Consider the following 21,489-nt stretch of genomic DNA (forward strand, 5'->3'; position numbering starts at 1 on the left):
ATGCGTGCTGCCCGGCTCATCCACATGGTGCTCCTTCTCCAGTCCCGGCAGAGCATGACCGCCGCCGAACTCGCGCGGGAGCTGGAGGTGTCGGAGCGGACGGTCACGCGGGACGCGCAGGCGCTGTCGGAGGCGGGTGTGCCGGTGTACGCGGACCGGGGGCGGGCCGGCGGGTACCGGCTGGTCGGCGGGTACCGGACGCGGCTTACGGGGTTGGCCAGGAGCGAGGCGGAGGCCTTGTTCCTGAGCGGAGTGCCGGGGGCGCTGCGGGAGATGGGCCTGCAGGACGCCGCGTCCGCCGCCCGGCTGAAGGTGTCCGCGGCGCTGCTGCCGTCCCTGCGGGACGCCCCGGACAGCGCCGCGCAGCGGTTCCATCTGGACGCGCCGGCCTGGTTCCGGGAGCCGGAGACGCCCGCGCTGCTGCCGGTGGTCGCGGAGGCGGTGTGGGACGACCACCGCGTCACCGCACGCTACCGGCGGGGCGAGGAGGAGGTGGAGCGGCTGCTGGAGCCGTACGGGCTGGTGCTGAAGGCGGGCGTCTGGTACCTGTGCGCGCGGGTGGCCGGCGGTGGCTCCTTCCGGACGTACCGGATCGACCGGTTCAGCGCGGTGGATCCGCTGGAGGAACGCTTCGCCCGTGATCCGGACTTCGACCTGCCCGGCCACTGGGCCGAGCAGGCCGAGCGGTTCGCGCGCTCGCTGCTGCGCGCCGAGGTGGTGGTGCGGCTGTCCCCGAACGGCGTGCGCGGGCTGCGGTACGCCGTCGAGCCGATGTCGGCGCGGGAGGCGCTGCGCGAGGCGGGCGAGCCGGACGGGGCGGGCTGGGTGACGGTGACGCTTCCGGTGGAGTCCGAGGAGGTCGCACACGCGCAGCTGACGGCGCTCGGCGCGGACGTCGAGGTGCTCGCCCCCGAGAGCCTGCGGGAGCGGTTCGCGGCGAACGCGGCCCGGCTGGCGGCGCTGTACGGGGGTACGGGCGGGGGCCCGGGCGCCGGTGCGGGCGCCGGGTAACGATCCGCCGTACTCCCGCGCACTCCGCGTGCGTCCCTCCGGTGGAGGCCCGATGCTGGTGGCGTGATGGACGAGACGGAGTTCTGGGAGCTGATCGACGCCGCCCGCGAGACCGCCGAGGGCGATCCCGAGGAACAGGCCGACGTGCTCGTGGACCGGCTGCTCCGGCTGGACCCCGACCTGGTCCTGGATTTCGCCCGTCACTTCGAGGCCCGGTACAACCGCGCCTACCGCTGGGACCTGTGGGGGGCTGCCTGGGTGCTGCTGGACGGGGCCAGCGACGACGCGTTCGACTTCTTCCGGTGCTGGCTGATCGGCCAGGGCCGCGAGGTCTACGAGGGCGCCCTGCACGATCCGGACGCGCTCGCGGAGCTGCTGGCCGAGTTCGACGAGGAGATCGACGGCGACGGCGAGGAGCTGGGCTACGCGGCGGACGAGGCGTACGAGCAGCTCACCGGCACCGTGGCGCCCGATCTGGGGATCGCCCCGGCACCCGCCGAGCCGGAGGGCACACCGGTGGACTTCGAGAACGAGCGGGCGCTCGCCGAACGGTTTCCCCGGCTGTGGGACCGCTTCCGGGAGTGACCGGCCCGGCTCAGCCGGCCGTGCGCCTGCGGGTGCCGTCGGCCGGCAGGCAGGCCTGGGTCCGGTCGGCCTGCACCGCGTGGCGCGGCGGGGCGGCGTTGGCCTGGTCCAGGGCGGACGCGGTGACGGCGGACGGGCCGAGGACGACGGTCGCGACCGCGCAGACCACCCCCCAGGGGCGCCACGCGGTCCGCGGCCCGCTCGTCTGCTCGGCGGCTCCGGCACGGGTACGACCGCTGTTCATGATCTCCACCTCCGGTCGGCTGGTGATGTGCACGACCGTAGGGCGCGGGGCTGTCGGGAGGCTGCGTGGCGGCTATGGCGTTCCTGTGGACGGCGGCGCCGGGGCGGTCCGGTGCCGGAGGGAGGCGGTCCGGCCCTGGAGGCGGGCGGCCTTCTCCCTGATCTCGGGGAGGCGGGCGGCGAGGGCGGCGCCGGGGCAGCTGGTCATGAACCCGGCGTTGTGGCCGGCGAGGGCGGGCAGGGTGGCGGCGGTGCCGGCGCGGTAGCGGCTGTGGCTGCTGCTGGAGACCAGGCGGACGGTGGCGCGCGGGTCGACGTCGGCGAGGCCGAGTTTCCAGGCGGTCAGGGCGGCGATCGCGTCGGTCATGGCCCGGGGCACGGGGACGCCGGCGGTGAAGGTGCCGAGGGCGGCGATGCCGGCGGTGCGGTGGTTGAAGCCTAGGGTGTGGGCGCCGGTGACGGGCCGGTCGACGCCTCCGGCGCGGCCTTCGTAGATGGTGCCGCAGCGGTCGACGAGGAAGTTGTAACCGATGTCGTCCCAGCGGCGGTCGCCGGTCTGCCCGGCGTACAGGTGCTGGATGATGCGCGGCGCGTCGGCGCAGTCGTACGCGCTCGGCGAGTCGGTGTGGTGGACGAAGACGGCGACCACCTTGTCGTCGTAGCGCGGGGGCGGCTGGGTGCGCCGGGCGGTGCCCAGCCAGACCCAGCGGGGCACGATGTGCGGCCGGGCGGCGAGGTGGGCCTGGGCGCGGGCCGGACCGGGCCGGTCGAGACGGACCGCCTCGGGGCGCTCGGCATCACGGGCGCACAGCACGAGCGCGAGCACGGCCACCACCGCGGGCAGACAGCCGAGCAGCACCAGCAGGACCCCGGGCACCCGCCGCCGGACCCGGCTCCACGTTCGCGACCGCTCCGGCGGCTCCGGCGGTCCGGGCGGGGCCGCTGCTTCGGAGAGCCCGGGTTCCTGCGGCGTCCCGAGCGTTCCGGCGTCTGCCGACGGCCTCGGCGTCCCCGGCGTCCCGGCGTCCGAGGGCCCGGATGCCTGCGTGGTCCCCGGCGTCCCGGCGTCCGAGGGCCCGGATGCCTGCGTGGTCCCCGGCGTCCCGGCGGTTGCCGGCGGCCTCGGCATCCCGGGTGCCCCGGGGGGTTCCGACGGCCCCGCCGTCCCCGGACTCCACGCCGCCGAGATCTTCTCCGCCTCCCGGCCGTCGCCGGCCCCCGCGCGCTCCTCGGCCTGCGGACTCTCGTCCGCCTCCGCGCTCTCCTCCGCCTCCGGGTTCTCCGCGGTCTCCGCCCCCTCCGGGATGTCCGGCGTCTCAGGCATCCCGCACGGGTGCCGGGTCGCGGGCCTGTGCAGTGTTCTTCGGGCGGCGTGCATGATCCCACTCTCGGGGCGTCGGAGCGTGTCCGCGATGTGCGCTGTGCCACCCGGCGGAACCATCGTCCTGGTCCAGGACGTTTCTGGGGGTACACACATACGTGACCGGTGCGCCGCCCGGTGGCCGTGCCCGTGTGGGCGACTGATCACCGGGCCCGTCCGGTCCGTACTGAGGGGTCCGAGAGAAAGGCGGCTCCGTGGACCTGCTCGACCTGGTGCTTGTGCTGGTCATCCTCGTCTACGCGGCGTCCGGTTACCGGCGCGGGCTGGTGGCCGGCTGTGTCTCGCTGGCCGGGTTCGTCGGCGGCGCCGTCGTCGGCGTATGGCTGCTCCCCTGGGTGACCGGCCTGGTGGAGCGGGGTACGGCGCAGGCGACGGTGCTCGCGGTGGTGACGGTGCTGGTGCCGGCGGTGGTGGGGCACGAGCTGGCGGGCCGGCTGGCGCTGCGGCTGCGCGGGGAGCTGGACCGGGGTCCGCTGCGGGTGGCGGACGGGATAGGGGGCGCGGCGGCGAACTCGGTCGCGGTGCTGATCGTGGCCTGGGTGGCGGCGAGCGTCCTGGCCGCGGCCCCCTCACAGACCCTGACCACGGCGATACGGAACTCGACGCTGCTGGGCGCGGTGCAGGAGGCGATGCCGGACACCACACCCGCGTGGTTCTCGCGGGCCACGTCGGCGCTGACGGAGGCGGGTTTCCCGCAGGTCTTCAACCCGTTCGAGAACGAGTCGACGGCCCGGGTGGCCCGTCCCACGGGTGACAGCGTCACCCCGGCCGCGACGCGCGCCGCGAAGCTGAGCACGGTGAAGATCGAGGGCGTGTCGGGCAGCGAGGGCCGGGAGGGCAGCGGGTTCGTCTACTCCGCGCGGCACGTGATGACCAACGCCCATGTGGTGGCGGGCATCGACCACCCCGGCGTGCGGGTGGGCGGTGTCGGGCGGTCGTACGAGGCCCGGGTGGTGCTCTTCGACCCCGACCGGGACGTGGCGGTGCTGTACGTCCCGGATCTGCGTGCCCCGGTGCTGCGCTTCGACCCGGGCGCGGTGCGCGGCGAGCCGGCGGTGGTGGCGGGCTATCCGCAGGACGGCAGCCTGAACCTGAAGGCGGCGACGGTGGCCGGCCGGGTGCGGGCGACCGGGCAGAACATCTACAACGACGGCGTGGTCACCCGGGACATCTACTCGATCCGGTCCACGGTCCGGCCGGGCAACTCCGGCGGCCCGCTGCTGACCACGGGCGGCAGGGTGTTCGGCGTGGTCTTCGCCCGCTCCACCTCGGACGCCGAGACGGGGTACGCGCTGACGGCGGACGAGGTGGCGGGCGACGCCCGGCGCGCGGCCAGGGCGACGGTGCCGGTGGACACGGGGCAGCTGGTCAGCTCCTAGCGGTCCGGGGCGTCACAGGCGCCGGCCCATGAGGACGTCGTCGACATAGGCGCCGTCGAGGAGGAACTCCCCCGGCTGCACTCCCTCGACGGCGAACCCCTCGGACTCGTACAGCGCGCGGGCCGGCGCATTGTGCCCGAGCACCCGCAGGCTCAGCCGCCGTGCGCCGCGTCCGCGCGCCTCGTCGACGGCGGCCCGGATCAGCGCGCGCCCGACCCCCCGCCCGCGCGCCTCATCGGCGACGGCGAGGCCCTGGATCTGCAGGACGTGCGCGTTGGAGGCGAGCGGGGTCGGGCGGGCGATGCGGACATAGCCGACGAGTCGCCCCCCGGCCTCGGCGACCAGGTAGTCCTCCGGGAGGTGGCGCTCGTCGAAGAACGGCTTGTACGGCGGCTCCGGTGCCGGCGACACGGCGTGCAGGGTGGACCAGGTGGCCCGGTCGAGGACGGCCAGTTCCTCGTCGTCGTCGGCCACGGCGATGCGTATGTACGGCTCCGGCATGACGATCACCCTACGGCGGGCGGCCGGGCGCCTCACGGGGTTTTCGCGCGGGCGTACCGGAGTCGTGGGCACGCTGGGGTGGTGGGCATGCTGGGGTCATGGAGCGTATGCGAATCGCCGTGGCCGGCGCGTCCGGGCTCATCGGCAGCGCCCTGGTGCGGTCCCTGACCGCGGACGGGCACGAGGTGGTGCGACTGGTGCGCCGGGCGGCGGCGGGCCCGCACGAGGTGTGCTGGGATCCGGAGGGGCGGTCCGTCGAAGCGACCGCGGCGGGGCTGACCGGCTGTACCGCGGTGGTGAATCTGGCCGGGGCGGGGATCGGCGACCGGCGCTGGACGCCGTCGTACAAGCGGCTGCTGCGGGACAGCAGGGTGCTGGGTACGGCCACGCTGGCGGAGGCGGTGGCTTCGCTGCCCGAGCCGCCGCGGGTGTTCGTCAGCGGCAGCGCGATCGGCATCTACGGCGACACCGGCGACCGGGTGCTGGACGAGGACGCGCCGCCGGGCGACGGTTTTCTGCCGTCGCTGTGCGTGGAGTGGGAGGAGGCGGCGGCCCCCGCGCACGAGGCGGGCGTGCGGACGGTGTTCGCGCGTACGGGGCTGGTGGTGGCGCGGGGCGGTGGTGCGTGGGGACGACTGTTCCCGCTGTTCCGGGCGGGGCTCGGGGGGCGGCTGGGGGACGGGCGGCAGTACTGGTCGTACATCGCGCTGCACGACGAGGTCGCCGCGCTCCGGCATCTCATCGACCACGGGACACTGAGCGGGCCGTTCAACCTGACGGCGCCGCAGCCGCTGACGAACCGTGAGATCACGGCGGCGATGGCGCGCGTGCTGCGCCGCCCGGCGCCGTTCGCGGTGCCCGCGCCGGTACTGCGGATGGCCCTGGGCGAACTGGCCGGGGATGTGCTGGGCAGCCAACGGGTGCTCCCCGAGCGGCTGTTGGCGTCGGGGTTCCGGTTCGCGTTCCCGGGGATCGACGAGGCCATCCGGGCGGCGTGACGCACACAGGAGACCTCCGGCGAGCCTCTGCGACCCCCTGAGATGTCATGTGACCGTATGCGACCTCCATGCGACCGTGCCCTGTTTATGCGCGACTGTTTGTGACCGATTGTGGCCCTAACCTCGACCCGAACTCGGGAATCCCCGGAGCCAGTTGGGGGCATGACGTCTCCACCGGCCGCGTAACCACAGGAGGGGCCTCGTGCTTGAGCCCGCGTACCAGGTGGACGTCGTCATCGTGGGAGCCGGAATCGCCGGACTCTCGGCGGCTCATCGGCTGACCAGCGCAGGAATCTCAACCGCAGTCCTTGAGGCCGCCCCGTACGTCGGCGGCCGCATGTCGACGGAGAAGGTCGACGGCTTCCGGCTCGACCGCATCGGACAGCTGCTGTCCACGTCCTACCCCGAACTCCGCACGACCCCGGGCCTGGACTCCCTGGTCCTGCGCACCTTCGCGCCCGGCGTCCTGCTGCACCGTGACGGACGCGCGCAGCGCGTCGGCGCACCGGCGGCCGGAGGTAGCGCAAGGGGCGCACTCCATGTGGTGCGCGCCCTCGCAAGCGCCCCCAGGGGGCCGGCGGCCACCCCCGGCCGGGTCGGCGCGCCGGTGGGCGGCGCGGTCGACCAGGCCCGGCTCGGCACCGCCCTGGGCCGGATCGCCACCACCCCGGTCGAACGCATCCTGGCCCGCCCCGAGATGCCCGCAGGACAGGCCCTCGCCCAGCGCGGGATGCCGGGGCGCACGGTCGACGGCTTCCTGCGCCCGCTGCTCGCCACGCTGCTGTGCGACCAGGAGCTGAGCACCTCCAGCCGGTGTGCCGACCTCGCACTGCGCGCCTTCGCCGGCGGCCGGCTGTGTGTGCCGGAGGGCGGCGCGGAGATGCTGCCGGAGCTGCTGGCGCGGACACTGCCGTGCGGCACCGTGCACACCGGGGTGCGGGTCACCTCGGTCTCCACGACCGCGGTGACGACCGCCGAACACGGCGAGATCCGCTGCCGGGCGGTGCTGCTGGCGACGGACGCGCGAGCCGCGGCGGAGCTGTTGCCGGGCCTGAGGGTGCCGGACTTCCACCCGGTGACCGTGGTCCACCACACCACCGACGATCCGGCGCCGGTGTTCTCGGCGGGTACCTCGCTGCTGCTGGACGCCGACCGCGGCGGGCCGGTGGCGCACACGGCGGTGCTCAGCAACGTGGACCCGGGCCGGGCGCCGGTCGGCCGGGCGCTGATCTCCTCGACGGTGCTCGGCACCCCGCCCGAGGGCATCGACACCGCGGTCCGCATCCACCTCGCCCGGCTCTACGGCACCTCGACGCGCCGCTGGGAGACGCTGGCGGTCCACCACACCCCGGAGGCCGTCCCGGCCATGCACCCCCCACACGACCTGCGCCGCCCCGTACGCCTCCTGGCCGGTCTGTACGTCTGCGGCGACCACCGCGACACCAGCACGGTCCAGGGCGCCCTGCACTCCGCCCACCGGGCCGCGGCCGCCGTCCTGGCCGACCTGGGCGCGGCGGGGTCGATGCACCGCGCGGATCCCGCGCCGACGCTGCCGAGGGCGGCGTGAGCGGGGCGCGGGGAACCGCGCGTTCAGCCACGGCGGCGGGCCACCGGGCGGACACCCGGCACCCGCGACCATGAGGAGCGACAGTGGGCTAGCTCAACGCCGCCACCTTCTCCCGGTACCCCCTCACCGGTGCCGCGTCCCGGTACGGCTCCAGTCGGCGTTCGAAGTCCCGCACGTACTCGATCGCCCGAGCGGACCGCATCTCCGCGGCCTGGCCGGCGGCCTCCGCGGCCAGCAGGCACGCCTGGTCGAGCTCGCCGAGGCCGAGCCGGGCCGTGGCGAGGACGACTCGGCAGAAGAGGCGGCTGCGGGCGTAGGAGGGGGCCCGGAGCTGCAGTGAGCGCTCGGCGTGCTGGGCGGCCGCCCGGAACTGCTGCAGATCCCGGTGGCAGTGCCCGAACTCGTCGGCGAGCTGTGCCTCGTCGAAGAACCTGGCCCAGTACGGCACCTCGTCCCCGGGCCGGGCCGCCTCCAGGGCGCGCTCGGCCCGCACGAGCGCCGCCGTGCACGCCCGGACCTCGCCGAGCACGCCGTGCGCCCTCGCTTCGGAGGCGTGCAGCAGCGCCTGCACGACCGGCGGGCCACCGGTGCCCGCGCCCTGCTGGGCGACCCGGGCCAGCTGCACGGCCTCCCTGCCGTGGCCGAGATAGACGGCCTGGCGGCTCATGGTGACCAGGACGTACGAGCCGTACGCGCGGTCGCCGGCCGCCTGGGCGAGCCGCAGGGCCTGTACGAAGTAGCGCTGGGCGAGGCCGTGCGCGGCGATGTCGTACGAGGTCCAGCCCGCGAGGCGGGTGAGGTCGGCGGCGGCGCCGAAGAGGCGGCGGCCGGTCTGCTCGTCGTAGGCGCCGCGGAGCATCGGCTCGCACTCGTGCTCCAGGTAGCGGACCAGGGCCTGGCGGGCGTGGCCGCCGCCGAACCGGTCGTCGAGGGTGCGGAACAGCTCGCCGACCGAGCGCAGGGCGTTGATGTCGCCGCCCGTGACCTTGTGGCCGGGGGCGCGCTCGGCCTGCCCGCGCGTGCGGGGCGGGACCGGAAGCACCGGCCGGGCCTGGAGTCTGGCCGGGGCCGGGCGGCCCTGCGCGGGCACCCGGGGTGTCTGTTCGCGGGCCACCTTGTCGTCGGGCTTGCCGATCAGCCAGTCCCGGCTGGGCACCACGAGCCCCGCCGGGGTGAAGGCGATCTTGCGCAGCTCGGCATGGCTGCCGGAGTCCTTGCGCCACAGCCCGCTGACGATGTCGACGGCCTCCTCCGGAGTGGCCGCGAACTCCAGCCCGGCGTACACCGGCGCACACGCGTCCAGGCCGAGATCCTGGGCGGTGAGCCGGCGCCCGAGCCGGCGCGTGAACACCTCGGCGATGAGGGCGGGGGTCGTACCGCGCGGCTGCTGTCCGCGCAGCCAGCGGGTGACCGAGGTCTTGTCGTATCTGAGGTCCAGGCCGTGCTCCAGCCCGAGCTGGTCGACGCGACGAGCCAGACCCGCGTTGGAGAACCCCGCCTCTGCGATGAGCGCGGCGAGCTGGCGGTTGGGGGTGCGCTGCGCGGGTCGGTCCGTCATCTGCGGTGCGGTCTCCTGCCTTCCGTGCCTCTGAAGTGCCGGATTGCCTTTGAGCAGCCCTTATGGCCGCACGAACGGCGTGAATGTAGCGGAGAGTGAACGGTCGATCACAACCTTTCCGGCGCATTCATCCGATCGTGTGAGGAACGCCCGCAGGGCTGACGTACGCCGGTCGGTCGTACAGTGGCGTGGGCGCGTTACGCGCCTGACACACCGGTCGCTGAGGGAGGCGCTTGCCGTGAGTGAGTTGCGGTTCGTCCGCATGGGGTTCGGTGCGGATGCCGTCGATTACCAGAAGGCGTGGGACGAGCAGCGCCGGGTGCACGCGGCCCGGTTCGCCGACGAGGTCCCGGACACCGTGATCCTCCTGGAGCACCCCCCGGTCTACACCGCCGGCCGGCGCACCGAGGACAGCGAGCGCCCGCTGGACGGCACCCCGGTCATCGACGTGGACCGCGGCGGCAAGATCACCTGGCACGGCCCGGGCCAGCTGGTGGGCTACCCGATCCAGAAGCTCCCCCGCCCGGTGGACGTGGTCGCGCACCTGCGCCGCCTCGAGGAGGCGATGATCCGGGTGTGCGCCGAGTTCGGCATCGAGACCTCCCGGGTGGAGGGCCGCGCCGGGGTCTGGGTCCTCGGCGACCCGATCGAGCAGCGCCCCGCGCTCGGAGGGCTCACGCTCGACTTCGACCCGCGCGGCGACGACGAGGAGTTCGACCACCGCCTCGTCGGCCCCGAGTACGCGCCCTCGCGGGCGGGCCGCCGGCACGAGGACCGCAAGATCTGCTCCATGGGCATCCGCGTCGCCAAGGGCGTCACGATGCACGGCTTCGCGCTGAACGTGAACCCGGACACGGCGAGCTTCGACAAGATCATCCCGTGCGGCATCCGCGACGCGGGCGTCACCTCCCTCTCGCACGAACTCGGCCGCGAGGTCACCATCGACGAGGTACTGCCGATCGTCGAGAAGCACCTCCAGGACGTCCTCGGGAACGCGGATCTGAAGCCTCGGGTGATCGACACCGCGTCCGCCTGAGCCAGCCCAGGCCAGAACCAACTCCGGGCCACCAAATCCACGGGCGTACCCTTGGGAACGCCGAAGAATCAATCGCTAGGGAGCCGGTCGTGTCCGCAGTCGCACCCGACGGACGCAAGATGCTGCGCCTGGAGGTCCGCAACAGCCAGACCCCCATCGAGCGCAAGCCCGAGTGGATCAAGACCCGGGCGAAAATGGGTCCCGAGTACACGAAGATGCAGAACCTCGTGAAGAGCGAGGGCCTGCACACGGTCTGCCAGGAAGCCGGCTGCCCGAACATCTACGAGTGCTGGGAGGACCGCGAGGCGACCTTCCTCATCGGCGGCGACCAGTGCACCCGGCGCTGCGACTTCTGCCAGATCGACACCGGCAAGCCCGAGGCCCTGGACCGCGACGAGCCGCGCCGCGTCGGTGAGTCCGTGGTCACGATGGACCTGAACTACGCCACCATCACCGGCGTCGCCCGCGACGACCTGGAGGACGGCGGCGCCTGGCTGTACGCGGAGACGGTCCGCCAGATCCACCGGCAGACGGCTGACCGGGAAGCCGGCCGTACGAAGGTGGAGCTGCTGGCTCCCGACTTCAACGCGGTCCCCGAGCAGCTCGCCGAGGTCTTCTCCGCCCGCCCCGAGGTCTTCGCGCACAACGTCGAGACGGTCCCGCGGATCTTCAAGCGGATCCGCCCCGGCTTCCGCTACGAGCGCTCCCTGAAGGTCATCACCGAGGCCCGCGACTACGGCCTGGTGACCAAGTCGAACCTGATCCTCGGCATGGGCGAGACCCGCGAGGAGGTCAGCGAGGCGCTCAAGCAGCTGCACGAGGCGGGCTGCGAACTGGTCACCATCACCCAGTACCTGCGCCCCTCCGTCCGGCACCACCCGGTCGAGCGCTGGGTCAAGCCGCACGAGTTCGTCGAGCTGAAGGAGGAGGCCGAGCAGATCGGCTTCTCCGGCGTGATGTCCGGTCCGCTGGTGCGGTCGTCGTACCGCGCCGGGCGCCTGTACCAGATGGCCGTCGAGAAGCGTGGCACCTACATCGCCACGCAGGCTGTGTGAATTCACGCACAAGCAATTACTGGCCAGTAATGGCCGAGTCGACGCGGTCCTGACCGTCCTCGCTGATGAGGGCGGACGTCAGGGCCGCGTCAGTGTTTCAGCGCTCTGTATCAAGGCTTCATTGGCGTTTGACCGCTCGGACATGCCCTGGTAACACCAATCAGTGACTCTGGTATCACGCCCCGTACGCCACCCGCTCCGAGGGGGGACCTCGATCATGCAGGCCGCGCCCGTACGCGCCACCGCCATCCCGTCCTTCACCGACGCCCTCCGCGCCGTCGAGCACCTGCTCATGAGCGGCGGCCAGCGCACCGCCCGCCGCAACGCGTGGACCTCCGTGCTGGAGGACCGCCGGCGCGCCAAGGACCGGGTCGAGGCGCAGCGCGTCCTGGAGCAGGCCGCCGACCGCCCTTGACCCCGTCGCCCCGGGCACTGCCGTCGTCCGCACTCCCGGGGGACACGTAGACTTCGTGGCATGGCGAGGAAGGAAACCGCGGCGGACGCCGCGAACGCAGGGCGACTGAAGCAGATCGCTCTCACGTACAAGATGACCCGCAAGGCCGACAAGAAGATCGGTCTTGTACTCGCGGCCGTCGGCATCGGCACCCTCGGTGTCTTCCTCGCGATCGGCTTCTTGCTCGGCCACCCGATCTACCTGGGCATCTTCGGCCTGCTGATCGCTCTGCTGGCGACGGCCATCGTGTTCGGCCGCCGGGCCGAGCGGGCCGCGTTCGGCCAGATGGAGGGCCAGCCGGGCGCCGCGGCCGCCGTGCTGGACAACATCGGCCGGGGCTGGACGACCACTCCGGCGGTGGCGATGAACCGCAGCCAGGACGTGGTGCACCGGGCGGTCGGTAAGGCCGGCATCGTGCTGGTCGCCGAGGGCAACCCGAACCGGGTGAAGAGCCTGCTGGCCGCCGAGAAGAAGAAGATGAACCGCATCGTCGCGGACGTACCGGTGCACGACGTGATCGTCGGCACCGGCGAGGGCCAGGTCGAGCTGAAGAAGCTGCGCACGACGCTGCTGAAGTTCCCGCGCGTGCTCACCGGTCCCCAGGTGACGGCCACCACTGACCGGCTGCGGGCCATGGGGGACCTGATGAGCAACATGCCGGTACCCAAGGGGCCCATGCCCAAAGGCATGCGCATGCCCAAGGGTCGTTGAGAGTTCCGCCGTAGGGGGCGCGGCGGGCTGGTTGTCTGCCGCGCCGTTGGGGCTGGTCGCGCAGTTCCCCGCGCCCCCGGGGCGCCGAACCCACACCGTCTGATCAGCCGGGCAGGAACTGGGGGCCGTAAGTGCCCGGCCCGTTCGGGACCGGTGTCTCCATCAGTTCCACCGCCGGCTCCTCCATCGCGCGCATGGCGCGGATCGCCGCGCCCAGGCTGCGGCCCCCGCCGCCGTCCCACGCCTCGTCCAGCGCGTCCAGCACTGCGGAGTAGGTGCTGTCGAACTGGTCCAGCAGTCGCCGGACCTGTGCCGGCGGGCTGGGCCAGCCGCCGGGCGGGACCGGGGCCATGGGACGGACGTCGGGGAAGGGTACGGGCGCACCGGTGAACTGCCAGCCCTGGGCCGTCCTGCGCAGTTGCCGCCCGTGGTAGATCTCCGCGAAGGCGTAGTAGTGCGCCGGGTGGTCGTTCTGGAAGGCGTCGGCCGGGGAGCTCGTGGTGCCCTCGCCCTGTTCCCTGACGATCTCGAGGGACCGCTCGACGTCGTCCAGGCCGGTGACCGGCTCCAGCACGTCGGAGCCGATGCGGTCGGAGAGCTGACCCTCGGCCGACAGATACGGCGCCGTGCGCCGGAACGCCGCCTGCAGGTCGCCGTAGAAGCCGCCGATGGTGGGCGAGTCCGCCTCCGTACGGGCGAGCGGGGCCTCGGGTGCCTCGATCTCCATCATCACGTCGCGCACCAAGGCCCTGGTGAGGCCTGAGAGGTACACGTTCACTCCGGCGCGCACACCGCCGGGCAGCGGGCAGGGGTAGCGGGGCGCCGCGTCCTTGAGCCTGGGTCGCCCGCCCACGGCCACGAGCAGGTTGCACACGACGCCCAGGTGGTACATCTCGTCGCTGATGATGCGCCGGATCAGCCGGGCGGCCTCACCGCGGCGGTCCCTGACCGACCACCAGCCGCACAGGTACGGCGGGATGGTGGCGAGTTCGAGCTGCACAGCCAGTTGCAGGGCCGCCCGGAGCCAGTCGATCCCGCGGTCGCCCTCGGGCACCGAGAGCAGGCGGGACATGGAGCCGTGCCCGGGCGCGGCGACCGGAACGGGCGGGGCGGCCGGACCGGCGGCCGGCCCCGCGGCGGCCGGTGCCGGAGCGGCGCCCGGGGCCGGTGGTGCGGCCGGCCCCGCGGCCGAAGCGGGAGCGGCGGCCGGGATCGGTGACGTGGCGGCCAGGGCGGCCGATGCCAGGAAGCCCCTGCGCCCGACCGGGGCGACCGCCGGCCCGTCCGGATGTTCACTCGTGCCCGTCACGTTGCCTCCGCTCCGTCACGCCCCCGACTCCGCACACGGCGGCCGGGACCTTCCGACAGCTCGCGAAGCTAGCAACCCGGCGCGGCCGTTCCCGGGACGTCCGGGCACCGGTGTGGCGCGGATGGGCCCCTGACACGCCGCCGAACGGAGCATCCTGCCGGTAATCGGCTCATGCGCTCCTAGCCTTCCGAATGTGACAAAACGCCATATTCCGTACGTTGCCTGCAGCACCGCAGTCCTCGGCGCGCTCCTCGGCGCCGCCCCGGCGTCGGCCGCCCACCAGGTGCACGTCGTGCATCCGGGTGAGTCGATCCAGAAGGCGGTGGACGCCGCGCGGTCCGGCGACACGGTGCTCGTGCAGGCCGGCACGTACCACGAGAGCGTCGAGGTGACCACGTCCGGTATCACGCTGCGCGGCGTGGGCCCGGACACCGTGCTCGAACCGGCCGCCACCAAGGCCGGAAGCACCGCGAAGGACAAGAAGAGCTGCGCGGGGCAGGGCAACGGCATCTGTGTGGTCGGAGCCAAGAACCAGCCCGTCCGGAACGTCACCGTCGCCGACCTGACCGTGACCGGTTTCGCCAAGATCGGTGTCATCGCCGTGGGCGCGGACGGCCTGACCGTGCGCGCGGTGACGGCCGACAAGAACGGCCAGTGGGGCATCGCGGAGGAGCGCTCCACCCGCAGCGTCTACCGGCACGACGTCGCCCGCTCCAACGGGGACGCGGGCCTGTTCCTCGCCAACACCATCACCGCTGAGCAGGGCGCCGCTGACACCGGGGGCACCGTCCTCGACCAGAACCAGCTGGAGGACAACCGGATCGGCATCACCGTCCGCCGGCTGCGCAACCTCACCGTCAAGCACAACCACCTCACCGGCAACTGCGCAGGTGTCTTCGTCGTCGGCGACGAGAACAAGCCGAAGGCGGGCGCGCTGACGGTCAGCCACAACCTCATCGAGCAGAACAACAAGTACTGCGCGGCGACCGCGCGGCTGCCCTTCCTGCAGGGCTCCGGCATCATCCTGACCGGCGCCGACGACACCGTGGTGAAGCACAACCTGGTCAGCGACAACTCCGGTGCGTCCCCGCTGTCGGGCGGGATCGTCCTGTTCAAGAGCTTCGTGGGCGCCACGAGCGAGCGGAACCGGATCTCGGGCAACTGGCTGGCCGGCAACGGCCCGGCGGACCTCGTCAACCAGGAAGCCACCAAGAGCAGCAACGTCTTCCAGGGCAACCTCTGCGGGGCCTCGAAGCCCGCGGGGCTGTGCTGACCGGACGGCCGTACCCCACCCAGGCGCCGTATCCCACCCAGGCAAGGAAGGAAGGCGGCACATGACCGCACCATCCCCCGAGCTCTCGGCTCCCCCCGCGCACGGGGCACCCCCGTCCCCGCCGCCGTCGATGCGGCTGAGAGAGCTCGTTTTCGGGGCGGCGTGTGCCGCCGCCGTCCGCGCGGCCGCCCGGCTCGGGGTCGCCGACGCCCTCGGGGACACCCCCCTGGCCGTGGAGGACCTCGCGGCCGCGGTGAAGACCGAGCCGAAGCCGCTGCGCCGGCTGCTGCGCGCCCTGTCCTGCTACGGCGTCTTCGCCGAGCACCCGGACGGGACGTTCGGCCACACGGAGATGTCCCGGCTGCTGCGCGAGGACGATCCGCACAGCCTGCGCGACATCTCCCTGTGGTGCACCGAGCCCTGGACGTGGGACGCCTGGCCGAAGCTGGACGAGGCCGTGCGCACCGGGAAGAACGTCGTCGAGGGCCTGTACGGCAAGGAGTTCTTCGTCTACCTGAACGAGGACGCGCCGGAGTCGGCCGATGTCTTCAACCGTGCGATGACCACGTCCAGCGAGCAGTCGGCGCGCGATGTCGCCGCGCTGCTGGACCTGTCCGCCAGCAGGTCGGTGGCGGACCTCGGCGGCGGGCAGGGGCACGTGGTGGCCTGCCTGCTGGACAAGTACCCGGCGATGCGGGGCTGGCTGCTGGACCTGCCGCGGGTGGTGGAGAACGCCCTGCCCCGGCTGCGCCCGGGCGGGGATCTCGCGGAGCGGGCGCGGATCGTGCCGGGTGACATCCGCGAGTCGGTCCCGGTCGAGGCCGACGTCTACATCATCAAGAACATCCTGGAGTGGGACGACGAGTCCACGGCCAGGCTGCTGGGCAACGTCGTCGAGGCGGGTGGCCCCGGTGCGCGGATCGTGGTCATCGAGAACCTCGTCGACGACACCCCGTCGATGCGCTTCAGCACCGCGATGGACCTGCTGCTGCTCCTGAACGTCGGCGGCGCCAAGCACACCACCAGGAGCATGGTCGGGCGGCTGGAGGCGGCGGGCCTGACCGTCGGTGACATCCGGCCGGTCAACCCCTATCTGCACGCGTTCGACTGCACGGTCCCCGTGTGAGCCGTGCTTTCCCGCAGGACACCGGTGCCGGGCCCGCGTCGGACGCGGGCCCGGCACCGGTGTCCGGGAGGGGGGTCAGGCGCCGGCGTCGCGCTCCCAGAGGTAGAAGCGCTGCGCCATCGCGTCCTTCGGAGAGCGCCAGGTCTCCGGGTCGTACGCGCTGACATACGCCGAGAGCCGCTCGCTGACCTCCTTGAACTCGGGGTGCGAGGTGACCTTGGCGATGGCCGGTCCCGGCTCGCGCTCGGACTCGATGAGGTGCATGTACACATCGCCGAACTGGAAGAGGCTGCGCCGGACGACTCCGACGAGGTGCGGCAGCTCTCCGCGGTCGGACTCCGCGAACACCTTGGCGATGTCGGGGGCGGAACCCGGGGCCATGCGGGCGACGATCAGGGCCTGGTGCACGGTCTTGTCCTCCGTCCGGCTAGTCGGCCAGGGCCGGGGCGGGCCGGTGACCGGTGGCCGCCTTCTCGATCTTGTCGCGGATCAGGGCCATCTGGACCTTGGAGTTCTTGTTGATGTTGTCGGTCATCCAGGCGTCGTCGACGGGCGCGTCCGGCTTCATCGCGAAGTCCTGGGTCCACACCATCCGGGTGCCGGCCGGTACCTCCTCGTACCGCCAGTGGATGTTCATGTGGGCGAAGGGGCCGGTCTCGACGCGGCGGGCCGTGACGGTGAGGCTGTCGCGGTCCGGTTCGCGCTCGGAGACCCAGCTCCAGACGGTGCCGTTGTCGTCCGGGTGCATGGTCAGCCGGAACGTCGTCTTCTCGCCCTCTTTCTTGAGGACCTCCACCGACGCGTACTCGCTGAACAGCTGGGGCCAGCGCTCCAGGTCGTTGGTCATGTCCCAGACCAGGTCCAGCGGGGCGGCGATGGTGATCTCGTTCTGGGTGTGTCCTGCCATCTCAGGCTCCTGCCATCAGGGTGCTGTTGACGAGGTTGAGGAACTGCTGGGGCGTCTTGCAGCGCTCCGCGTCGACCGGCATCGGGGTGCCGTGCGCGTTCTCCAGCTCGCCGACGATGCCGAGCAGGCCCAGCGAGTCGACGCCGAGGACGTCGAAGCCGGTGTCGGGCTTCTCCTGGAGCTGCTGTGGGCTGACGGTGACTCCGGCGGCCTTCTTCATCAGCGCGGCGAGTTCTTCCACGGTGATCTGGGACATGTGCTTTCCTCCTTTGCTGTGCTCACTGCGCGGCGCCGTGCCGCAGCACCAGCGCAGAGTTCGACCCCATGAGTCCGCGGCTGAGCACCAGTGCCGTACGCAGCTCGGCGGGCCGGGCGCGGCCGGTCACGAGGTCGAGGTCGTGGCAGACGTCGAAGACGTTCGGCGTCGGCGGGATCAGGCCGTGCTCCAGGGCGAGCACGGCCGCCGCGGTGTCGAGCACGGGGGCGGCGCAGTACCCGCGGCCGATTCCGGTCTTCGGTGCCGTGACGGGCACCCGGGTGCGGTGCTCGCCGAGTGCGTCGGCGATGGCCAGGGCCTCGGCCCGGTCCGCCTCCGGCACGCCGAGGGCGTCGGCGAAGACGACGTCGACCTCCTCGGGGGCGCAGCCGGCCTCCCGCAGGGCCTGCCGGATCGCGTGGGCGAGGCCCTCGCGGGACTCCGTCCAGCGCGAGGCGCCGGTGAAGGTGGCTCCGTGGCCGGCGACGACGGCCCGGACGTCGGCGCCTCGGTCGCGCGCCGTGCCCGCCGCCTCGATCACGAGCATCGCGCCGCCCTCGGCCGGCACGAACCCGCAGGCTCCCTCCGTGAACGGCCGGTAGGCGCGGGCCGGGTCGGTCTCGCGGCTGAGTTCCTCGTAGCCGAGCTGGCAGACCATCGAGTACGGCGCGAGCGGTGCCTCGGTGGAGCCGGCCACGATCGCGTCGGTGCCGCGCCGCACCGCCCGGGCCGCGTGGGCGAGGGCGTCGAGACCGCCGGCCTCGTCGGAGGCGACGACCGAGCAGGGGCCCTTGAAGCCGCGGCGGATGGAGACCTGGCCGGTGCTGGCGGCGTAGAACCAGGCGATGGACTGGTACGGCCCGACGAACCGGCTGCCCTTGCCCCACAGTTGCTGGAGTTCGCGCTGGCCGAACTCGCCGCCGCCGGACCCGGCGGCGGTGACCACGCCGATGGAGTAGGGCGCGTCGGGGGTGTCGGCCTGGCCGAGCCGGGCGTCACCGAGCGCGAAGTCGGCGGCGGCCATGGCGTAGTGCGTGAACCGGTCGGTCTGGACGAGGAAGCGCTCCTCGATCGTGGCCGCCGGGTCGAAGTCGCGGACCTCGCCGGCCACCTTGAGGGGAAGGTGCTCGCAGCCCTCGCGGGTGACCCGGTCGAGGACGCTGAGGCCCTCCTGGGTGGCCTTCCAGAAAGTGTCGGTGCTGGTGCCGTTGGGCGCGACCACCCCGATACCGGTGACGGCCGCCTGCCGGTCCTGCGGTTCGCTCATCGTGTCCTCACTCCCTCGGCCGGGTCAGGATCACCGCGGACTGGAAGCCACCGAACCCGCTGCCCACGGACAGCACGCTGGTCAGCTGGCGTTCGCGGGCGACCCGGGGGACGTAGTCCAGGTCGCACTCGGGGTCGGGGATCTCGTAGTTGGCGGTCGGGGGGACGACCTGCTTGGCGAGGGCCAGCACGCAGGCGACCAGTTCTATGGCGCCGATCGCCCCGAGGGAGTGCCCCACCATGGACTTGATGGAGCTCATCGGGGTGTCGTAGGCGTGGTGGCCGAGCGCCCGCTTCACGGCCGCCGTCTCGTGGCGGTCGTTCTGCCGGGTGCCGGAGCCGTGGGCGTTGACGTAGTCGATCGCGGTGGGGTCGAGCCGGGCCTGGTCGAGGGCGGTCTTGATGGCCCGCGCCATCTCCAGGCCCTCCTTGGTCAGGCCGGTCATGTGGTAGGCGTTGCCGAAGGTGGCGTAGCCGCCGAACTCGCAGTAGACATGGGCGCCGCGGGCCCGGGCGTGTTCCAGTTCCTCCAGGACGAGCACCGCGCCGCCCTCGCCCATGACGAAGCCGTCACGGTTGTTGTCGAAGGGCCGGGAGGCGTGCGCGGGGTCGTCGTTGTTCGGGGAGGTGGCCTTGATCGCGTCGAAGCAGGCCATGGTGATCGGGGAGATGGGCGAGTCCGCGGCCCCCGCGATGCATATGTCGGCCCGGCCTTCCTGGACGGTGTGGAAGGCGTATCCGACGGCGTCGAGTCCGGAGGTGCAGCCGGTGGACACGGTCTGCACCGGACCCTGGGCGCCGAAACGTTCCGCCACCGCGGAGGCCGCGGTGCTCGGCGAGAACGCCCGGTGCAGCTGCGGCTCCGCCTGGTTCGGGTCCACGTCCCAGCGCTGCCCGCGGCTGCTCACCAGGACGTAGTCGTGCTCCAGGCGGGTGGTGCCGCCGACGGCGGTTCCGAGGGAGACCCCGATCCGCCACGGGTCCTCCCCGGCGACGTCGAGACCGGAGTCCCGTACCGCCTCCTCGCCGGCGACCAGGGCGAACTGTATGTACCGGTCCGCCCGTTCCACCTGCTCGGTGTCCAGACCGTGCGCCGCCGGGTCGAAGTCGCACTCCGCGGCTATCCGCGACCGCAGTCCGGCGGGGTCGAAGAACGTGATGCCGCGCGTCGCGGTACGGCCTTCGGCGAGCAGATCCCAGAACGCCGGCACGCCGATCCCGCCCGGGGCCACGATGCCTATACCGGTCACCGCCACGCGCCGGGTCATGATCGGGCCTGCCCCGCCTCGGCGGCGACGGCCACCGGCTGTGTCTCCTCCGTGTCGACGTGGCCCAGACTCGGACGCGGGGCCAGCGGGCCCAGGTGGAAGACGATCCGCGCCTCCACGTTGCCGACGTTGCGGAAGCGGTGCCGCATGTTGATGGGGATCATCAGCCCCTGCTCGGGCCGCAGCGGGTGCGGCTCGCCGTCCAGGTCCACCTCCAGCTCGCCACAGACGACGTACACGAACTCCTCGGAGTACGGGTGGTAGTGCTCACCGATGCGGTCGCCTGGCTGCACGAGGGCCACGCCCATGAAACCGCTGGTCGAGCCCACCGTGGCCGGGGTGAGCATGGCGCGCAGATCGCCCCCGCGCCGGGTGTTGGGCTCGACCTCGCTGAGGTCCACGATCTTCGGAAGGGGTTTGATCACGACAGTCCTCCGTGGGTGTGGTGCGGCTGTGGGTCTCAGGCGTCCGGCGAGCGCCGGTCGGTGACGAGCTGCATCCGGACGACCTCGCCGTCCAGCAGCGCGGTCAGCGGGGCCGCCGGGGCGACGTCCACGGCCACGCCGGCACGGTGGTCGACCAGCCGTACGACGACGTCGTCCCGCTGGAAGATCGTGCTGCGCAGCACCGGGCTGCGCGGGTCCTCGGCCGCCGCCTCGTCCCCCCGCGCGAGCAGTTGGGCCAGCTCCATCCCGCGGCCCGGCCGGGCCGGGTAGTACAGCGCGAGCCGCTCGCCCTCGACCAGCTCGTCCGCGGTGACGTGGTGCACGGCCGGCAGCGCCGCCCGGGTGAAGAACACCCGCGCCGACTCCTGGTCGTTGAGATCCCGCTCCTGCTCCAGGTAGGGGTTGATGGCCTCCTCGACCGCCCGGACCTCGGGCTGCCGGGCGACGTGGCGCAGCGCCGCCAGCAGGTCGCCGCGCACCTCGATGGCCCGTACGACCCGGTTGCCGTGCATGAACAGGGAGGTGCGGCACAGCCGTGTGTTCTCGTCGACCCGCGCCTCGGGCGAGGAGTAGTCCGCGAGGATCTTCGCGACCTCGGCCTCGCTGCCCGGCTTCACCGTGAAGGTGAGCGCGTGCCGGATCACGCCATCGCCGATCCGCGGGGAGGCCTGGAGCCGGCGCTTGGCCGCGGGGGCGGCCGCCGCCTCGCCACCCGTCTCGCGCACGATGTGGAAGCGCAGCGACCGGGTGTCCCGGACGCAGCTGTGCAGCGGCTCCACCATCTGGACGTGCTCCTCGCTGTTCACCCAGGCGAGGAACGGCGGGGCACTCTCCCACTCACTGGTGATGAGCCATTGGGACGGGTTCTCGATCGACTGGCACAACTGGTCGCTGACATGGCCGGGCACCGACGCGACCTGGTTGCACAGTTGCTCGTAGGCCTCCAGGAACTGCTGCTGGGCACCGTCGTATACGTCCACCAGCAGGACGACCCGGAGGCGGGAGCCGTCGAAGACGGATTGCGAGACCCGTTTCGACACCTGCCGCGCCAGCTGTTCCGAAACCTTTTCCGACGTGGTGGTCATACTGCGCACATCTCCTTCAGGGAAGCAGAGGGTGAACGCCGCCCGTGACGGGGGACGTCAGCGTTCCTTGATCC

At 72.7% G+C, this 21,489-nt stretch carries 23 protein-coding genes; 11 read left to right on the top strand and 12 right to left on the bottom strand.

Features of this window, described 5'->3' with window-relative positions:
- A complete protein-coding gene (locus ACZ7GZ_RS13320) occupies positions 1 to 1,011 on the top strand; it encodes a helix-turn-helix transcriptional regulator (RefSeq protein ID WP_471023705.1) in 1,011 nt (336 codons plus the stop codon).
- 66 nt (positions 1,012 to 1,077) lie between these two features.
- Positions 1,078 to 1,596: a DUF4240 domain-containing protein gene (locus ACZ7GZ_RS13325; protein WP_471024080.1), complete on the top strand. Its 519-nt coding sequence runs from the start codon at positions 1,078 to 1,080 to the stop codon at positions 1,594 to 1,596.
- Between the two features lie 10 nt (positions 1,597 to 1,606).
- Here ACZ7GZ_RS13325 and ACZ7GZ_RS13330 read toward each other — a convergent pair whose 3' ends face one another.
- Both ACZ7GZ_RS13330 and ACZ7GZ_RS13335 read right to left on the bottom strand, forming a co-directional pair.
- Positions 1,607 to 1,840, bottom strand: a complete 234-nt coding sequence (locus tag ACZ7GZ_RS13330) for a hypothetical protein (RefSeq protein ID WP_471023707.1) — start codon at positions 1,838 to 1,840, stop codon at positions 1,607 to 1,609.
- Positions 1,841 to 1,912: 72 nt separating this feature from the next.
- Positions 1,913 to 2,716, bottom strand: a complete 804-nt coding sequence (locus ACZ7GZ_RS13335) for a peptidoglycan recognition protein family protein (protein ID WP_471024081.1) — start codon at positions 2,714 to 2,716, stop codon at positions 1,913 to 1,915.
- A gap of 698 nt (positions 2,717 to 3,414) precedes the next feature.
- Here ACZ7GZ_RS13335 and ACZ7GZ_RS13340 point away from each other — a divergent pair.
- Positions 3,415 to 4,599, top strand: a complete 1,185-nt coding sequence (locus tag ACZ7GZ_RS13340; protein ID WP_471023709.1) for a MarP family serine protease — start codon at positions 3,415 to 3,417, stop codon at positions 4,597 to 4,599.
- Positions 4,600 to 4,611: 12 nt separating this feature from the next.
- Here ACZ7GZ_RS13340 and ACZ7GZ_RS13345 read toward each other — a convergent pair whose 3' ends face one another.
- Positions 4,612 to 5,100: a GNAT family N-acetyltransferase gene (locus ACZ7GZ_RS13345; RefSeq protein ID WP_471023710.1), complete on the bottom strand. Its 489-nt coding sequence runs from the start codon at positions 5,098 to 5,100 to the stop codon at positions 4,612 to 4,614.
- Between the two features lie 98 nt (positions 5,101 to 5,198).
- On the opposite strand from ACZ7GZ_RS13345, the gene ACZ7GZ_RS13350 reads away from it, so the two are divergent.
- Positions 5,199 to 6,098, top strand: a complete 900-nt coding sequence (locus ACZ7GZ_RS13350; RefSeq protein WP_471023712.1) for a TIGR01777 family oxidoreductase — start codon at positions 5,199 to 5,201, stop codon at positions 6,096 to 6,098.
- Positions 6,099 to 6,300: 202 nt separating this feature from the next.
- A complete protein-coding gene (locus ACZ7GZ_RS13355) occupies positions 6,301 to 7,665 on the top strand; it encodes an NAD(P)/FAD-dependent oxidoreductase (protein ID WP_471023714.1) in 1,365 nt (454 codons plus the stop codon).
- 88 nt (positions 7,666 to 7,753) lie between these two features.
- On the opposite strand, the gene ACZ7GZ_RS13360 is transcribed toward ACZ7GZ_RS13355, so the two are convergent.
- Positions 7,754 to 9,223, bottom strand: coding sequence for a regulator (locus ACZ7GZ_RS13360; protein WP_471023715.1), 1,470 nt, complete (start codon positions 9,221 to 9,223; stop codon positions 7,754 to 7,756).
- 238 nt (positions 9,224 to 9,461) lie between these two features.
- Here ACZ7GZ_RS13360 and lipB point away from each other — a divergent pair, with 238 nt between their 5' ends.
- The 4 genes from lipB to ACZ7GZ_RS13380 all read left to right on the top strand — a co-directional run bounded on the left by lipB (position 9,462) and on the right by ACZ7GZ_RS13380 (position 12,479).
- Positions 9,462 to 10,259: a lipoyl(octanoyl) transferase LipB gene (gene lipB, locus ACZ7GZ_RS13365; RefSeq protein WP_471023716.1), complete on the top strand. Its 798-nt coding sequence runs from the start codon at positions 9,462 to 9,464 to the stop codon at positions 10,257 to 10,259.
- Positions 10,260 to 10,348: 89 nt separating this feature from the next.
- The gene (lipA, locus tag ACZ7GZ_RS13370; protein ID WP_471023719.1) at positions 10,349 to 11,314 is read left to right on the top strand and encodes a lipoyl synthase; all 966 of its coding nucleotides are present in this window, start codon (positions 10,349 to 10,351) and stop codon (positions 11,312 to 11,314) included.
- A gap of 217 nt (positions 11,315 to 11,531) precedes the next feature.
- Positions 11,532 to 11,729: an SCO2195 family GlnR-regulated protein gene (locus tag ACZ7GZ_RS13375; protein WP_471023721.1), complete on the top strand. Its 198-nt coding sequence runs from the start codon at positions 11,532 to 11,534 to the stop codon at positions 11,727 to 11,729.
- Between the two features lie 60 nt (positions 11,730 to 11,789).
- The gene (locus tag ACZ7GZ_RS13380) at positions 11,790 to 12,479 is read left to right on the top strand and encodes a DUF4191 domain-containing protein (protein WP_471023723.1); all 690 of its coding nucleotides are present in this window, start codon (positions 11,790 to 11,792) and stop codon (positions 12,477 to 12,479) included.
- Between the two features lie 103 nt (positions 12,480 to 12,582).
- On the opposite strand, the gene ACZ7GZ_RS13385 is transcribed toward ACZ7GZ_RS13380, so the two are convergent.
- Positions 12,583 to 13,788, bottom strand: a complete 1,206-nt coding sequence (locus ACZ7GZ_RS13385; protein WP_471023725.1) for a ferritin-like domain-containing protein — start codon at positions 13,786 to 13,788, stop codon at positions 12,583 to 12,585.
- A gap of 193 nt (positions 13,789 to 13,981) precedes the next feature.
- Here ACZ7GZ_RS13385 and ACZ7GZ_RS13390 point away from each other — a divergent pair, with 193 nt between their 5' ends.
- Positions 13,982 to 15,061, top strand: a complete 1,080-nt coding sequence (locus ACZ7GZ_RS13390) for a right-handed parallel beta-helix repeat-containing protein (protein ID WP_471023726.1) — start codon at positions 13,982 to 13,984, stop codon at positions 15,059 to 15,061.
- 61 nt (positions 15,062 to 15,122) lie between these two features.
- Positions 15,123 to 16,187 carry a methyltransferase gene (locus ACZ7GZ_RS13395; RefSeq protein ID WP_471023727.1) on the top strand — a complete coding sequence of 355 codons (1,065 nt, stop codon included), beginning with the start codon at positions 15,123 to 15,125 and terminating at the stop codon, positions 16,185 to 16,187.
- A 75-nt stretch (positions 16,188 to 16,262) separates the two neighbouring features.
- On the opposite strand, the gene ACZ7GZ_RS13400 is transcribed toward ACZ7GZ_RS13395, so the two are convergent.
- Genes ACZ7GZ_RS13400 through ACZ7GZ_RS13430 form a run of 7 tightly spaced genes read right to left on the bottom strand, consistent with a single transcriptional unit; the run spans position 16,263 to position 21,415 of the window.
- Positions 16,263 to 16,595, bottom strand: coding sequence for a TcmI family type II polyketide cyclase (locus tag ACZ7GZ_RS13400; protein ID WP_351244744.1), 333 nt, complete (start codon positions 16,593 to 16,595; stop codon positions 16,263 to 16,265).
- A gap of 19 nt (positions 16,596 to 16,614) precedes the next feature.
- The gene (locus ACZ7GZ_RS13405) at positions 16,615 to 17,094 is read right to left on the bottom strand and encodes an SRPBCC family protein (protein ID WP_471023728.1); all 480 of its coding nucleotides are present in this window, start codon (positions 17,092 to 17,094) and stop codon (positions 16,615 to 16,617) included.
- Position 17,095: 1 nt separating this feature from the next.
- Positions 17,096 to 17,350 carry an acyl carrier protein gene (locus ACZ7GZ_RS13410; RefSeq protein ID WP_351244748.1) on the bottom strand — a complete coding sequence of 85 codons (255 nt, stop codon included), beginning with the start codon at positions 17,348 to 17,350 and terminating at the stop codon, positions 17,096 to 17,098.
- Between the two features lie 22 nt (positions 17,351 to 17,372).
- Positions 17,373 to 18,617 (bottom strand): ketosynthase chain-length factor, encoded by a 1,245-nt coding sequence (locus ACZ7GZ_RS13415; RefSeq protein WP_471023730.1) that lies wholly within the window; start codon positions 18,615 to 18,617, stop codon positions 17,373 to 17,375.
- Positions 18,618 to 18,624: 7 nt separating this feature from the next.
- Positions 18,625 to 19,884, bottom strand: a complete 1,260-nt coding sequence (locus tag ACZ7GZ_RS13420; protein ID WP_471023732.1) for a beta-ketoacyl-[acyl-carrier-protein] synthase family protein — start codon at positions 19,882 to 19,884, stop codon at positions 18,625 to 18,627.
- Positions 19,881 to 20,309, bottom strand: coding sequence for a cupin domain-containing protein (locus ACZ7GZ_RS13425; RefSeq protein ID WP_471023735.1), 429 nt, complete (start codon positions 20,307 to 20,309; stop codon positions 19,881 to 19,883). The genes ACZ7GZ_RS13420 and ACZ7GZ_RS13425 overlap by 4 nt, the downstream gene beginning before the upstream one ends.
- A gap of 35 nt (positions 20,310 to 20,344) precedes the next feature.
- Positions 20,345 to 21,415 carry a SchA/CurD-like domain-containing protein gene (locus ACZ7GZ_RS13430; protein ID WP_471023738.1) on the bottom strand — a complete coding sequence of 357 codons (1,071 nt, stop codon included), beginning with the start codon at positions 21,413 to 21,415 and terminating at the stop codon, positions 20,345 to 20,347.
- Positions 21,416 to 21,489: the final 74 nt, after the last annotated feature.

It is taken from the genome of Streptomyces sp. NPDC037288, assembly GCF_055603265.1.

Bases quoted from the DNA above. Each gene is read 5' to 3' on its own strand.
- ACZ7GZ_RS13345 (WP_471023710.1), bottom strand. From the start codon at position 5,100: ATGCCGGAGCCGTACATACGCATCGCCGTGGCCGACGACGACGAGGAA.
- ACZ7GZ_RS13415 (WP_471023730.1), bottom strand. From the start codon at position 18,617: ATGAGCGAACCGCAGGACCGGCAGGCGGCCGTCACCGGTATCGGGGTG.
- ACZ7GZ_RS13325 (WP_471024080.1), top strand. From the start codon at position 1,078: ATGGACGAGACGGAGTTCTGGGAGCTGATCGACGCCGCCCGCGAGACC.
- ACZ7GZ_RS13330 (WP_471023707.1), bottom strand. From the start codon at position 1,840: ATGAACAGCGGTCGTACCCGTGCCGGAGCCGCCGAGCAGACGAGCGGG.
- ACZ7GZ_RS13350 (WP_471023712.1), top strand. From the start codon at position 5,199: ATGGAGCGTATGCGAATCGCCGTGGCCGGCGCGTCCGGGCTCATCGGC.
- ACZ7GZ_RS13375 (WP_471023721.1), top strand. From the start codon at position 11,532: ATGCAGGCCGCGCCCGTACGCGCCACCGCCATCCCGTCCTTCACCGAC.
- ACZ7GZ_RS13410 (WP_351244748.1), bottom strand. From the start codon at position 17,350: ATGTCCCAGATCACCGTGGAAGAACTCGCCGCGCTGATGAAGAAGGCC.
- ACZ7GZ_RS13360 (WP_471023715.1), bottom strand. From the start codon at position 9,223: ATGACGGACCGACCCGCGCAGCGCACCCCCAACCGCCAGCTCGCCGCG.
- ACZ7GZ_RS13380 (WP_471023723.1), top strand. From the start codon at position 11,790: ATGGCGAGGAAGGAAACCGCGGCGGACGCCGCGAACGCAGGGCGACTG.
- ACZ7GZ_RS13395 (WP_471023727.1), top strand. From the start codon at position 15,123: ATGACCGCACCATCCCCCGAGCTCTCGGCTCCCCCCGCGCACGGGGCA.
- ACZ7GZ_RS13430 (WP_471023738.1), bottom strand. From the start codon at position 21,415: ATGACCACCACGTCGGAAAAGGTTTCGGAACAGCTGGCGCGGCAGGTG.
- ACZ7GZ_RS13320 (WP_471023705.1), top strand. From the start codon at position 1: ATGCGTGCTGCCCGGCTCATCCACATGGTGCTCCTTCTCCAGTCCCGG.
- ACZ7GZ_RS13420 (WP_471023732.1), bottom strand. From the start codon at position 19,884: ATGACCCGGCGCGTGGCGGTGACCGGTATAGGCATCGTGGCCCCGGGC.
- ACZ7GZ_RS13405 (WP_471023728.1), bottom strand. From the start codon at position 17,094: ATGGCAGGACACACCCAGAACGAGATCACCATCGCCGCCCCGCTGGAC.